Raw genomic sequence first — 13,326 nt, 5'->3', positions numbered from 1 at the left:
ATTGTCAGTGATTGGCTGTCAGTATAGAACTACCCTTTTGTGCATTATTTCCTAGTCGGCTTGAACCTTCAACAAACTTGAGGGATGTGTGGTGAATTGATCAACTTATTTAAAAAACTGCGGATACCGGCAACCGTACCAGTTGGTTACATACAGATAGTGTCGGATGGGTGTTTTAATTAACAATAGCAGCAGCCCTATCGAATATAGACACCATACGGCAGCCCATTCGTTCATATCGTTGGTAGTCAAATAGGCCAACAGCGGGCCGGTCGTGAAATGATACAACACCAGTTTCCATGAGCCGTAAAGCAATGGCATCAAAAAGGCAGCGTATACGTAACTGTTAGCCATCTGAATACTGCCGCTGGCCGGTATGGCCCAGGCAATATGCCATTGTCCGGATGTTGAGCAAATTTCCGTGCCGCAAAAGGGCATTAAGAATTTGAGTTGAGTACCCGGTAGAAATTGATAGTAGTGGTCAAAACAAAAACTGCTCCATTGGAACGGATAAATTCGCATCATAAAAACAGTGGCCGCTGCAAAGCACAAGATATAGACAAACGGCGCGATGCGTTTTCGTGACGGTTCCGGGATGAAATGCATGCTTACTGCGTTGACAAAAAACGGTTGAAACGCAATGTGCATATATCCCAAAAACGTAGCAATCTGGTTGTTCGGATTTAGGCATTGGTCTATCACCGAATAGGTATAGGCCTGTAGTAATTCCATCAGGGAAAAGTAGGCCAGTGCCAGGCATAAGACCTGGGATTCGCCGCGCCGATAAAAAAAAGCAGTGCTCGCAAAGCCGGTTAAGGCAAGCGCGGCCGATGCCTCGCCACTCCAACACATAATTCCCCCTGGGAATAATCTAGGATCGGGTAAACTGCGATCCAGTGTCGGAGTTTGAAAAGGGTATAAGAGTAACGCCTGGCAGATGCCGAGGGGCTTTAAGGCTCTGTGTTGCCGACTTTAGCTTTTTGGGCTTGGTCGTGAAGGTTGCCTTGGGGGGTTAACCTAAGGCGTGATCGCGCGAAGAAAACGACGCAAATGTTGTAGTCGATAAGTTGTGATTCCACAATGGTTTTGTAGATTCTTTGCTCATTCTAATGATTTATTGAGAGATTACGGCAAAAATTTTCCGGGAACTGACAAGGTCGGTAAGCACCTGAGTTAACTTTGGGTGCTAAGCGCGTATCGATTGGTTCTGAGTTTTGGATGGGGACGGGCTGTCGCATCGGCAAGCAGGCTTTGGAAATAACTTGTTTCGGTGGTTATACGTGCTTTAAAGTATTGTAAAATCAATAGCTTGAAGTCGTGCTTTCCTGGTGTGTGCAATCTCTTTATGAGAAAAACTTATGCTGACCCTGTAGGTAATGCTTCGACGGCTTCTGGCTGTTTCCGCCGTTGCGCTTTTAATTTGCTTGCCTGTTCGGCATCTGCTTTTGTTACTTGGCCGGCCGGCATTCCTTGCAAATCCACTCTGACGGCATCTTCTGTCAGGCAATCCCAGTATCGATGTCCCCAACACCAGGCCTTCAGTGCGTTGCGGAGTTGGTTTTTATCTGCACCGAGTTGATCGGCATGGGCCAGGATGTCTTTGTGGATGCCTATTTTTAAGGGCAGTTTGGCAGCGGGTTTTTTGGGAAACGCCAAGGGAAAATTCTTTTGCAGCAAGCCGATAATGGCGACTAGCGCGTCAGCTTTGCCGGTCTTTTTGATAGGCGATTTCTCCGCTATCTTTTTTTCTCGTTTTACCGGTTTATTGGCGGCTGCTTGCTTGACAAGTTCATCTCTAAGCGCTGCTAGTTCTTCAAATCCCATAATGTATCCACACTTTTATCAAGGAATAAAAAGCAGATTGTACATCGGGAAACATCAAGCCAATAGTGCAATCGAATTTTGGTGCGCTCGGCTAACAATTTCTTAGATAAATAACATAGCGTTCCGCACTTTATCGGGTGCTGCCGGGGTTTTCCGGAGAACCGACTTAAGTGTTTGCGGAATGCTTATTGTGGTAATTTGCGCTCAGAGGGCTGCCGCATAGCGGTTGCTGAGTAAAATTACTATCGACGGGACAGTGCTTTATCATGATTGAGAACGATATATCCGCAGTTAAAACGTATTTGCTGAAGTTGCAAGATCGAATTTGCACTGCTTTAGAAGCGGAAGAACCCACCGCGCGCTTCGTTGAAGATGCCTGGGAACGCGCCGAAGGTGGTGGCGGGCGTTCGCGGGTGTTGGCGAATGGTGAGGTATTTGAGCAAGGCGGGGTTAATTTTTCGCACGTGTTTGGCAGTCATCTGCCGCCATCGGCAACCGCCAAACGTCCCGAGCTAGCCAATCGGCAATTTGAAGCGATGGGCGTGTCCCTGGTGATGCATCCTCGCAATCCTTATGTGCCGACCTCGCACGCCAATGTGCGGTTTTTTATCGCCAAAAAAGACGGTGAACCGGCTATTTGGTGGTTTGGTGGTGGTTTCGATTTGACGCCGTTTTATCCTTTCCAAGAAGACGTGTTGCATTGGCATCAAGTGGCGCGTCAGGCTTGTCTGCCGTTTGGTGAGGATGTTTATCCGCGCTATAAAAAATGGTGCGACGACTATTTCTTTTTAAAGCACCGCAACGAAACTCGTGGCGTCGGCGGGTTGTTTTTCGACGATTTGAACGAGCCTGATTTTGCTCAAGCTTTTGCATTTATGCAGAGCGTAGGTGACCATTACCTGGATGCCTATTTGCCTATTGTGCAAAAACGTAAAGACACAGTCTATGGCGAGCGGGAGCGTAATTTTCAATTGTATCGGCGTGGGCGTTATGTCGAGTTTAATTTGGTGTACGACAGGGGGACTCTATTCGGGCTGCAATCTGGCGGGCGGACCGAATCGATTTTGATGTCCATGCCTCCGGTCGCGCACTGGCAATACAATTGGCAGCCTGAATCAGGTAGTCCGGAAGCCCGGTTATACGACACATTTTTACGCCCACAAAACTGGCTGGGAATTTAGGCGGAAATTGGTTAGTAACAGTGCTTCGGAATGTCTTAGCAAGATTTGTTTGCAAGGTTTTCTTTTCAGTCAAGCGTGTTGGGTCTTTTTTTTGGATAGTTAGCTAAAGTTCACAAAATTTCTGCCGCTAAAAGAAACGGCATGGTTGTAATCGCCAAAATATAGGAAGTGATTTGAATCTGTCCTGTCTTTGGCTATCCGCCATTTGTTTTTATGCAGCGTCAAGGTGAATCTAATGACTACGATCAATTCATTGACAACATCATTGTATGTATCGCAAACCACCATCAGCATATCCAGCACCAAAAGTACGCACAACGATGACGATCAAGAGCGTCCGGCGGTAAGCGGGAGAGGGGACAAGCATGGGCATCATCATAGTGGTGGGGCGTTCATGCGCAATGTCATACAAACATTGCAAAGTTTTGGATTGAATATTCCTGGTGGTAATAGTGATTCTGCCGCCGATGACACTACTGAGAGCAACGCTGGCGGCAGTCAAAATAATTCATCCAATCTTGGGCAATTGTTGCAGACCTTTTTGCAGGATTTAAGGCAGGTATTGAAACAAAGCGGTGTGCAGCAACCAGCTACAGCGGCGCAAGGCGATGCAAGTGCCGCTCAAACGCCGCCAAGGCAGGTCGCATCGGCCGCGACTACATCGACGCCTGCAACAACGAGTACGACTCAAACTGGACAAACAACGGCTGCGACACCGGCAACTAGCGTAACGAATAATGCGGGTACGCAAGCAACGACCACACCTACTGCCGCGCCACGCGCAACTGTTGCCGATGTACGCCAAGCGTTGCACAGCTTCTTGCACGATTTGCGTCAGGCTTTGAAATACAGTGCTGATCGTCGTCACGGCTCCGACGATGACAGTCGGCATGGCGACAAAGCGGTAGGTCGAAATGGCTATGGTAAATTCACCGATAATTTGCAAAATTTGATCGCGGCTTTGGGTGATGCTACTGGTCAAACTGGTGGCAAATATAAAGAATTGCAAGATAGTTTTAACGATTTAGTGAACGTGTTGGGAGCTCCGGCGAATGGTAAAAAACCGACTTTGTTGGAGTTTTTAAACAAGTTGTCAGGTAATCGTGAGAGTAACACTCCGGCCTCTGGTGCCAAGGGATCTATCTTAACTGCTACAGCTTGAACCGTTGTTGCTATAGAAAAAGCTTGCATAAACGGTTTAGGTCGTTATAATGCGCGGCTCGAACGATAGACTTTAGGCGCGTAGCTCAGTTGGTTAGAGCACCACCTTGACATGGTGGGGGTCGGTGGTTCGAGTCCACTCGCGCCTACCAAAACATAAAGCACCGCATGACGGTGCTTTTTTTATTGTGGAATCGAAAATGCCTGTAATCACTTTGCCCGACGGCTCTCAGCGTCAATTCGACCAAGCGGTATCTGTAATGGATGTGGCCCTATCTATTGGTACGGGTCTGGCTAAAGCGACGTTGGCAGGTAAAGTAAATGGCAAATTGGTAGATGCCAGCACGTTGATCGATTCCGATGCGAGTTTGCAAATCGTCACTGCCAAGGACGAGGAGGGTGTTGATGTGATCCGCCACTCCACAGCGCATTTGCTGGCTCAGGCTGTCAAACAGTTATTCCCCTCAGCGCAGGTAACCATCGGTCCAGTGATAGAAAACGGTTTCTATTACGACTTTGCCTTTGAGCGTTCCTTTACGCCTGAAGATCTGACGGCTATCGAAAAGAGAATGGCGGAACTGGTTGCGCAAGATATTGCCATTAGCCGTTCGCTGTTGTCGCGCGACGAAGCCGTAAAGTTTTTTGAAGGTTTAGGCGAGAAATACAAAGCTGAAATTATCGCTTCGATTCCTGCCAATGAAGATTTGTCTTTATACCAACAAGGCGACTTTACCGACTTGTGCCGCGGTCCGCATGTGCCCAGCACCGGCAAATTAAAAGCGTTTAAATTGATGAAAATTGCCGGCGCCTATTGGCGCGGCGATTCCAAGAACGAAATGCTGCAACGCATTTATGGTACTGCCTGGGGCGATGCTAAGGAATTAGCCGCTTATCTGCATCGTCTGGAAGAAGCTGAAAAGCGCGATCATCGTAAAATCGGCAAGGCCCTGGATTTGTTTCATACCCAGGAAGAAGCGCCGGGCATGGTGTTCTGGCACGACAAGGGTTGGACCATATATCAGCAGATCGAGCAATACGTGCGCGAGAAATTGCGCGTCAATGGCTATGGCGAAGTCAAAACCCCGCAAATCGTTGATCGCACGCTGTGGGAAAAATCTGGTCACTGGGATAAATTCAGTGCGATGATGTTCACCACGCATTCGGAAAGCCGCGATTATGCGGTGAAGCCGATGAACTGTCCTTGCCATATTCAGATTTACAATCAAGGTATTAAAAGCTACCGGGATTTGCCGGTGCGCCTAGCTGAATTCGGTTCCTGCCACCGCAACGAGCCATCCGGCACTCTGCATGGCTTGATGCGGGTCCGGAATTTTGTGCAGGACGATGCGCATATCTTCTGTACCGAAGATCAGATTCAATCCGAAGTTTCCACGTTTATCGATCTGTTGTTTGAGGTTTACAAGGATTTCGGTTTCGAGGAAGTGATTATCAAGCTGTCGACCCGTCCGGAAAATCGAGTGGGTGACGATGCGGTCTGGGATAAGGCTGAAAGTGCGCTGGAATTGGCCTTGAATAATAAAGGCCTGGATTGGCAATTGCAGCCGGGCGAAGGCGCCTTCTACGGCCCTAAAATCGAATTTTCCTTAAAAGACTGTATAGGTCGAGTCTGGCAATGCGGTACCATACAAGTCGATTTCTCGATGCCGGAAAGATTGGATGCTTCTTACATAGGCGAAGACAGCGCCAGGCATGTGCCGGTAATGTTGCATCGGGCGATCCTGGGCTCCTTGGAGCGCTTCATCGGAATTTTGATCGAGCAATATGCTGGCACCTTCCCGCTGTGGCTGGCGCCAGTGCAGGTGATGGTGATGAATATCACCGACCGCCATGCCGATTATGCCGAGCAGATACGGCGAGAACTTGAAAAACAAGGTCTTAGAGTCAAAATTGACTTGAGAAACGAGAAGATAGGCTTTAAAATCCGTGAGCATTCCATGCAGCGAGTGCCGTATCTTTTGATTATCGGCGACAAGGAATTAGAAACTCGGACTGTTAGTGTACGCACACAACAGGGCGAGGATCTAGGAAGTCTGTCAATTGGCGAACTTGGCGAACGCTTGAGGAACCAGATTGCGGATCGAAAATAATAACAACTTGGAGGATTAGGGTATCAGCTCTAAAAAAGATGCAACGCGCTTAAATACCGAGATTACCGCCAGGCGGGTTCGGGTAGTAGGCGCTGAAGGTGAACAAGTCGGGGTTGTTTCAATAAACGAAGCGTTACAGCTCGCCTACGATGCAAACATGGATCTGGTCGAAATATCGCCCAATGCAGATCCTCCGGTTTGCAAAGTCATGGACTTTGGCAAATACCAGTTTGAGCAAAACAAAAAACTGCAAGCCGCCAAGAAAAAGCAAAAACAAATCCAGATCAAGGAAATCAAGTTTAGGCCCGGTACCGAAGAAGGCGATTACCAGGTCAAGCTGCGCAGCCTGATCAAATTTCTAAACGAAGGCGACAAAACCAAGATCACTGTGCGTTTTAAAGGTCGTGAGCTGACTCATCGTGAGTTGGGCATGGACTTGTTGAAACGTATCGAAACCGATCTGGAAGAAATGGCCATAGTCGAGCAATTTCCGAAATTGGAAGGCCGGCAAATGGTCATGGTGATGGGGCCGAAGAAAAAGAAATAACTCAATCACACGGTTTTAGCCGTTTTTTAAAACGGCAAGGCGATTCAGGAACGAATCGGTTAAAGGATGCTTTTGTGTCCGGAAATTCAATGGGGCCAAGCATTTTGCCTCACTGGGTTTTGTCTCAGGGACTTTACTTTTAATCATTGGAGAAAACAAATGCCAAAAATGAAAAGCCATAGTGGTGCCGGCAAGCGCTTCAAGAAAGTTGGAAGCGGCGGTTTTAAATGCAAACAATCGCATAAACGTCATATTTTGACTAAAAAAACCACCAAACGTAAAAGACAACTGCGTAAAACAGCCATTCTTCATCCGTCGGATACGCCATTGGTTGCGCGTATGCTGCCGTACAGTTGATTTATCATTGATATTGAAGAGAGTAGAACATGGCTAGAGTTAAACGCGGCGTCACCGCTAGAGCAAGACACAAAAAGATTTTAAAATTGGCAAAAGGTTACTACGGTGCCCGTAGCCGGGTTTACCGCGTCGCCAAGCAGGCGGTCATCAAGGCCGGTCAATACGCTTATCGCGACCGTAAACAGAAAAAACGCCAATTCCGCGCCTTATGGATCGTGCGTATCAACGCTGCCGCACGTTTGTACGGTATCTCCTATAGCCGTTTGATCAACGGTCTAAATAAAGCCAATGTTGCGATCGACCGCAAAGTATTGGCCGACTTGGCTGTACGCGACATCGACGCTTTCGGCGCGATTGCGAAAGTGGCTATAGCAAACCAAAGCAAACCGTAAGGAAAACATTAAGCCGCTTTGAAAGAGCGGTTTAATTGCTCGACTCCCCGTTTTTGACGGGGAGTTTTCCGCCAAATCTCGTTGGCGGAAACCTATCGTTTTGGAATTTCCCTCAATTGCAGACAAAAGTGAGCTGAGTCGTGTCGGCTAGTATCGAAGATATTGTTACGCAGGCATTACAAGAGCTTGCACATGCACAAGACCTTAGCCAACTGGATCAGGTCAGAGTCAATTATCTAGGCAAAAAAGGCTTATTTACTCAGCATATGAAAGAGCTGGGTAGTCTGGATCCCGAACAGCGGCGCAGTGTCGGGCAAATTATCAACGATGCCAAAAATACTTTCCAAGAGGCGTTAGAGGCTCGGAAATCGACTTTGGAAAATGCAGAATTGGCGGCGCGTCTGGCTAGCGAATGTATCGACGTTACCCTGCCGGGGCGCGGCCAAACCGTATCCGGATTGCATCCTGTCACGATTACTTTGCGGCGGATTGCCAAAATTTTTGCTGAAGCCGGCTTTAATATCGTCGAGGGCCCGGAAATCGAAGATGATTACCACAACTTTGGCGCCTTGAATATTCCCGAGCATCATCCCGCGCGGGCGATGCACGATACCTTCTATTTCGATGCCCACACCGTGTTAAGAACTCACACTTCGCCGGTACAGATTCGGGTGATGGAATCCGAAAAGCCGCCCTTGAAAATCATCGCGCCGGGCCGCGTGTACCGTTGTGATTCGGACATGACCCATTCACCCATGTTTCATCAGGTCGAAGGCTTCTTGGTCGATACTGACGTTAGTTTTGGTGACCTGAAGGGTGTCATTTTTGAATTTCTGCGCGCCTTTTTCGAAAAAGAAGTCAACGTGCGCTTTCGTCCTTCTTATTTTCCATTCACAGAACCTTCCGCCGAATTCGATGTGTCTTGCGTAATGTGCGACGGCAAAGGTTGCCGCGTCTGCAAACAAACCGGCTGGCTGGAAGTAGGCGGTTGCGGCATGATTCACCCGGAAGTATTCAAATCGGTCGGGATCGATAATCAAGTGTATTCAGGCTTTGCCTTCGGAACCGGAGTCGAACGTCTGGCGATGATGAAATATGGCATCAACGACTTGCGGATGTTTTTCGAAAACGATCTGAAATTTTTACAACAGTTTAGGTAACGGTGGATAGTCATCATGCAAGTCAGTGAAGCCTGGTTAAGAGAACTGGTCAATCCGCCTGTCGCCACCGCCGAATTAGTCGCGCAACTGACCATGGCCGGTCTGGAAGTTGACGCCGTGACGCCTGTTGCAGCCGAATTTTCCGGTGTGGTGGTGGGTGAGGTACTTTCCACTATTCAACATCCAAACGCCGATAAACTTAGAGTTTGTCAGGTCAACGTCGGCCAAGCTGAGCCCCTGCAAATCGTTTGCGGTGCCAGTAATGTCAGGCCCGGGTTGAAAATTCCGGCAGCATTGATCGGTGCGATATTGCCCGGCGATTTCAAAATAAAGGAATCCAAGCTGCGTGGCGAATTGTCGTTCGGCATGCTGTGTTCGGAAAAGGAATTGGGTTTGGCGGTTAGTTCCGAAGGCTTGATGGAGTTGCCCGCTGACGCGCCGGTCGGTATCGATATTCGCGACTATTTGGCGCTGAACGATAATGTGATCGAATTGGGCTTAACGCCAAATCGCGCGGATTGCCTGAGCGTCGAAGGTGTGGCCAGGGAAGTGGCGGTTTTGAACAATCTGCCGTTCCAGGCTACGGCGTTTACTACTGTCGAACCGCAGCACACGGAAACCCTGGAAGTTAAAGTCGAAGCCACGGAAGCTTGCCCGGTTTATCTGGGGCGTTTGATCAAAAATATCAATTCCGCCGCAGTGACGCCACTGTGGATGCAGGAGCGTCTGCGCCGTTGCGGTATTAGAAGTTTAAGCCCGGTTGTTGATGTTACCAACTATGTGTTGATCGAATTGGGCCAACCGCTGCATGCTTTCGATGCCGATAAACTGAGTGCGCCTATCGTGGTCAGACGTAGCCGGGCCGGCGAGTCCTTGGCTTTATTGAATGACCAAACCATAGAGCTGGACGGCGAGGCACTGGTCATAGCCGATCTACGGCAAGCCTTGGCCTTGGCCGGCGTGATGGGGGGTAAGGACAGCGCCGTATTTGGCGAAACCCGCGATATATTCCTGGAATGTGCGTTTTTTACGCCCATTGATGTCGCCGGCAAGGCCCGCCATTTTGGTTTGCATACCGATTCCTCGCACCGCTTCGAAAGAGGTGTGGATTTTAACTTGCAACGCCGGGCGATCGAACGCGCCACGCAATTGATTCTACAAATAGCCGGCGGTAGTCCTGGGCCGGTTCAAGAGGTTATTTCCACTGCCGAACTGCCCGCCAGAATGCCGGTAAAGCTGCGTAGCCAACGTATTACAAAGGTGTTGGGCATTCAATTTGGCGACGATGAAGTGCATGCGCTGTTCGAAGGCTTGGGTATGCAGGTTCAAGTAGTCGAGAACGGCTGGGAAATTACCCCGCCCGGCTTTCGTTTCGATATTGCCATCGAAGAAGATTTGCTGGAAGAAATCGGCAGAATCTATGGATATAACAATCTGCCTAGCAGCAGTTTGTTGATGCGCTCTGAGCTTGGTAAAGCGCCCGAGGCGCAGTTGCCATTGGGGAGATTGCAGGATTGCTTGGTAGATCGCGGTTATCAGGAAGTGATTACCTACAGCTTTGTCGATGAGGCAATGCAAAATGCCGTCGCTCCGGGCGAAGAATTTATCCGGATTCAAAACCCTATATCCTCAGAACTTGCCGTGATGCGCACTACGCTGTGGTGCGGTTTGTTGAATGCGGCTTTGTATAATATCAACCGCCAACAGAGTCGAGTGCGCTTATTCGAAGCCGGCTTGCGGTTTTTCTATCAAGATGGGCAAATTCAACAGCGAAAAATGTTATCCGGTTTGGCCTTGGGTACCGTTAATCCCGAACAGTGGGGCGAAAAAGCCAGAAAGCTGGATTTCTTCGATGTGAAAGCTGATATTGAAGCTTTGTTTGGTTTAGCAGGAGTTTGTGCTGATTTCGTCGCCTATCAACATCCGGCGTTACACCCTGGCCAAACCGCGCAAATCAAAAACCAACGTGGCGAAGTGATAGGTTTATTGGGCATGCTGCACCCAACGCTCGAAAAACAATTGGGTTTCGATAGTCCGGTATTCTTGTTTGAACTCGAACAGGATGCGGTCTTGGAGCGTAACGTGCCTAAATTTAGTACGTTATCCAAATACCCTTCGGTGCGCCGCGATCTGGCTTTATTGGTGGACGAGGCTGTATCGGCTGCCGCAATCACCAGTGTAATTGAAGAATGCATGGAGACGGCGATACGTGAAATATCGATCTTCGACGTTTATCGCGGACCGGGCGTTGCCGAAGGTTATAAGAGTGTCGCGTTAGCTTTACTCTTGCAGGATTTTACGCAAACGCTTACCGATACAGAAATTGATGCTATATTTCGCAAAGTGCTGGACACTTTAACGGCTAAACTGAATGCAAAATTGAGGGAGTGATTGTGGCATTAACCAAAGCAGATATTGCAGAGAAGTTGTTTGAAGACCTCGGTTTAAACAAGCGAGAAGCCAAAGAAATCGTAGAGTTGTTTTTTGACGAAATTAAAAAAAGTCTGGAAAGCGGCGAGCAAGTGAAGATTTCCGGGTTTGGTAAGTTTGAATTGCGCGACAAAAGTGGTCGGCCGGGTAGAAATCCCAAAACAGGTGAAGAAATTCCCATCACTCCGCGGCGTGTGGTCACTTTTAGAACAGGGCAAAAATTGAAAGCTCGAGTAGAAGCGTATGCTGGAACCCAGTAATAATAACGAATTACCGGTTATTCCGGCCAAGCGGTATTTTACGATTGGCGAAGTTAGCGACCTCTGCGCGGTAAAGCCCCATGTATTGCGCTATTGGGAACAAGAGTTCACCGAGCTTAGTCCGGTAAAACGCCGAGGAAATCGCCGTTATTATCAGCGTCATGACGTGTTGTTGATTCGACAAATTCGCGCTTTGTTATACGAGCAAGGTTACACAATAGGTGGTGCGCGTGCTCATCTGGCGAGTGGTAGCGCGAAGGAAGACAGTTTACGCACCAAACAACTTATTCATCAGATGATTGGCGAGCTGGAAGATATTTTGGAGCTGCTGAAATAGCGTTTCCCAAATAATATGATATTATGTCCGGCTTGCTCTCCTAGGTGGGCATTGGTTTAATGATAAACTTCGGGGCGTAGCGCAGCCTGGTAGCGCACTTGTCTGGGGGACAAGGGGTCGTGGGTTCGAATCCCGCCGTCCCGACCAATTTCTATAATAAATTCAATCAGATAAGGGGTTGTTGAGCTTTATTAGTTCTATTGCAATGTAGGAGATTTGTAGTAGGGCCATGGGTTGTTTTTTGTATGTCTGAATGATCTATAATATATTCATATTGTTGATTTGCCAACATTTTCCAAAAGTTAGAATTGATAGCCTTGCTAGGATTTTGGGGTGTGCACCTTTAGTTTTTCAATCCAACCACTTGTCTTGGTAAGAATGAAGGGTCGCTAACAGGCAGTTGAAAATTCTTATATACCTTTTTCGACGCTCTTTTCCGCGGCTTTAGCAGCCTTGGAAGCTTCATAAACCCTCAAAAACCCATTTCTTCCTGATATTCGCCCCGAACGGAGGTATCCGCCTTTTTGCGGATATCGGGCGCACGACCGCTGGCGTTACGGTACGCCAACCGAAAATGGCACCCAGTCGCGTCAGGTTATGAGCCGCAAAGGTAAAAATCGTTTGCGCGGCGATCTTTTTCAAATAGGGCTTAACGAACTGCGGCGTTATCAATTTGACCGTATGCACCAACTTCGTTAGCGCTTGGTCTCAGCAATGTGTTTCGCCATATGCCTTCCTGCCGATCAAACATGCCGGCGAATTGACGAAAAATTTAAGCATCTCCTGCTGATGAATCAGCTGTTTGATCAGAACTGTCCCTTGTACATCAACACCATGAACCTGAAAAACGTCTTTTTCAGAATCAATACCGATAGTTGTAATCTTTATGTTGGATGCCCTCTCTCTAAATTCAGTGGTCGAAAACCACCAAAATTTCGCGCACTAACAGGCTGGTGAAAAACCCGCCCATATTTCCCCTTACCCACGGTTGCCATGATTTTTTGCGTTGAAATCGGTTTTGAAGTTGAGTTTCAACGCTTTTATTCCTATTTCAAGGGCTTTTTATTCACCTGAAACCGTCTTTGGACGGTGTTCAGGCTAGGTGGGTACCGTCTTCGTCATTTAGTGGAAAACGCGTTTTTGCACTTGAAACGATGGAGAGGTATTGCTACGCGATATGCCAAAAATACCGCTTCATTCTTGGCCGCCGTACATATTCGATGCATTGCTCTTTGGGTCTCTATCTTATGACGACACTATCTAGCAAAGTGATCGGCATAAAGGCGTCTTTGTCTTCGGCAAATACCTTTCGCTGACCCCGCTTAACATGGATGGTTACGTTGCCTGCGGACTGATATCTTCATCCACTAATTGCCCACGATTCAATTGGTCAGACTCGCTCTGTCTAAAACTCATGTGCGTTAGCGCACCGACTTAAGCCTATGGAAGAGTTACCTTTAAACTGCTGGCGGAGGTACTTAGCCGCCGACAAAGATTCCTGTTTAAAAAATTTTGGATTAACCGATTGCGAATGTTCTCTATGAATCTTTAAAAAAGTATGAACGTTAA

12 protein-coding genes, 2 tRNA genes and 1 pseudogene are annotated in these 13,326 nt (G+C 48.1%); 13 read left to right on the top strand and 2 right to left on the bottom strand.

Annotated features, from left to right (window positions below; all coding sequences use genetic code 11):
• Nucleotides 1-105 precede the first annotated feature (105 nt).
• Nucleotides 106-852 (bottom strand): DUF5765 domain-containing protein, encoded by a 747-nt coding sequence (locus ACH5Y9_RS11055; protein WP_171695009.1) that lies wholly within the window; start codon nt 850-852, stop codon nt 106-108.
• Between the two features lie 504 nt (nt 853-1,356).
• Nucleotides 1,357-1,824: a ProQ/FinO family protein gene (locus ACH5Y9_RS11050; protein ID WP_445369645.1), complete on the bottom strand. Its 468-nt coding sequence runs from the start codon at nt 1,822-1,824 to the stop codon at nt 1,357-1,359.
• A gap of 266 nt (nt 1,825-2,090) precedes the next feature.
• Here ACH5Y9_RS11050 and hemF point away from each other — a divergent pair, with 266 nt between their 5' ends.
• From hemF to ACH5Y9_RS10985, 13 genes and pseudogenes are all read left to right on the top strand, one after another.
• Complete coding sequence (hemF, locus tag ACH5Y9_RS11045; RefSeq protein ID WP_171695011.1) at nt 2,091-3,005, top strand: oxygen-dependent coproporphyrinogen oxidase; 915 nt, start codon at nt 2,091-2,093, stop codon at nt 3,003-3,005.
• 235 nt (nt 3,006-3,240) lie between these two features.
• A complete protein-coding gene (locus tag ACH5Y9_RS11040; protein WP_445369644.1) occupies nt 3,241-4,167 on the top strand; it encodes a hypothetical protein in 927 nt (308 codons plus the stop codon).
• Nucleotides 4,168-4,241: 74 nt separating this feature from the next.
• Nucleotides 4,242-4,318: transfer RNA gene (locus tag ACH5Y9_RS11035), tRNA-Val, on the top strand.
• 48 nt (nt 4,319-4,366) lie between these two features.
• The gene (gene thrS, locus ACH5Y9_RS11030) at nt 4,367-6,274 is read left to right on the top strand and encodes a threonine--tRNA ligase (RefSeq protein WP_445369643.1); all 1,908 of its coding nucleotides are present in this window, start codon (nt 4,367-4,369) and stop codon (nt 6,272-6,274) included.
• 22 nt (nt 6,275-6,296) lie between these two features.
• Entirely contained in the window at nt 6,297-6,821 is a 525-nt protein-coding gene (infC, locus tag ACH5Y9_RS11025) for a translation initiation factor IF-3 (RefSeq protein WP_084153369.1), read from the top strand.
• A 159-nt stretch (nt 6,822-6,980) separates the two neighbouring features.
• The gene (gene rpmI / locus ACH5Y9_RS11020) at nt 6,981-7,178 is read left to right on the top strand and encodes a 50S ribosomal protein L35 (RefSeq protein WP_033158016.1); all 198 of its coding nucleotides are present in this window, start codon (nt 6,981-6,983) and stop codon (nt 7,176-7,178) included.
• Nucleotides 7,179-7,207: 29 nt separating this feature from the next.
• Nucleotides 7,208-7,570, top strand: a complete 363-nt coding sequence (rplT, locus tag ACH5Y9_RS11015) for a 50S ribosomal protein L20 (protein WP_020481986.1) — start codon at nt 7,208-7,210, stop codon at nt 7,568-7,570.
• Between the two features lie 140 nt (nt 7,571-7,710).
• Nucleotides 7,711-8,730 carry a phenylalanine--tRNA ligase subunit alpha gene (gene pheS, locus ACH5Y9_RS11010; RefSeq protein WP_445369642.1) on the top strand — a complete coding sequence of 340 codons (1,020 nt, stop codon included), beginning with the start codon at nt 7,711-7,713 and terminating at the stop codon, nt 8,728-8,730.
• A 15-nt stretch (nt 8,731-8,745) separates the two neighbouring features.
• On the top strand, nt 8,746-11,121 hold the full coding sequence (gene pheT, locus ACH5Y9_RS11005) for a phenylalanine--tRNA ligase subunit beta (RefSeq protein ID WP_445369641.1): 2,376 nt from the start codon (nt 8,746-8,748) through the stop codon (nt 11,119-11,121).
• Between the two features lie 2 nt (nt 11,122-11,123).
• A complete protein-coding gene (ihfA, locus tag ACH5Y9_RS11000) occupies nt 11,124-11,420 on the top strand; it encodes an integration host factor subunit alpha (RefSeq protein WP_026146839.1) in 297 nt (98 codons plus the stop codon).
• Nucleotides 11,404-11,757 (top strand): MerR family transcriptional regulator, encoded by a 354-nt coding sequence (locus tag ACH5Y9_RS10995; protein WP_020481982.1) that lies wholly within the window; start codon nt 11,404-11,406, stop codon nt 11,755-11,757. The genes ihfA and ACH5Y9_RS10995 overlap by 17 nt, the downstream gene beginning before the upstream one ends.
• Nucleotides 11,758-11,827: 70 nt before the next feature.
• Nucleotides 11,828-11,904, top strand: a tRNA-Pro gene (locus ACH5Y9_RS10990).
• Nucleotides 11,905-12,864: 960 nt separating this feature from the next.
• A pseudogene (locus ACH5Y9_RS10985) lies at nt 12,865-13,008 on the top strand (IS5/IS1182 family transposase); the annotation flags it as partial.
• Between the last annotated feature and the right edge of the window lie 318 nt (nt 13,009-13,326).

The organism is Methylomonas sp. BW4-1, assembly GCF_052474385.1.
The sequence above is the reverse complement of the archived record's forward strand: the minus strand, read 5'-3'. Positions and strand labels throughout refer to the sequence as shown.

Coding starts and splice junctions, on each gene's coding strand:
- thrS (WP_445369643.1), top strand. CDS start 4,367: ATGCCTGTAATCACTTTGCCCGACGGCTCTCAGCGTCAATTCGACCAA.
- pheT (WP_445369641.1), top strand. CDS start 8,746: ATGCAAGTCAGTGAAGCCTGGTTAAGAGAACTGGTCAATCCGCCTGTC.
- rplT (WP_020481986.1), top strand. CDS start 7,208: ATGGCTAGAGTTAAACGCGGCGTCACCGCTAGAGCAAGACACAAAAAG.
- hemF (WP_171695011.1), top strand. CDS start 2,091: ATGATTGAGAACGATATATCCGCAGTTAAAACGTATTTGCTGAAGTTG.
- ACH5Y9_RS10995 (WP_020481982.1), top strand. CDS start 11,404: ATGCTGGAACCCAGTAATAATAACGAATTACCGGTTATTCCGGCCAAG.
- ACH5Y9_RS11040 (WP_445369644.1), top strand. CDS start 3,241: ATGACTACGATCAATTCATTGACAACATCATTGTATGTATCGCAAACC.
- rpmI (WP_033158016.1), top strand. CDS start 6,981: ATGCCAAAAATGAAAAGCCATAGTGGTGCCGGCAAGCGCTTCAAGAAA.
- ACH5Y9_RS11055 (WP_171695009.1), bottom strand. CDS start 852: ATGTGTTGGAGTGGCGAGGCATCGGCCGCGCTTGCCTTAACCGGCTTT.
- ACH5Y9_RS11050 (WP_445369645.1), bottom strand. CDS start 1,824: ATGGGATTTGAAGAACTAGCAGCGCTTAGAGATGAACTTGTCAAGCAA.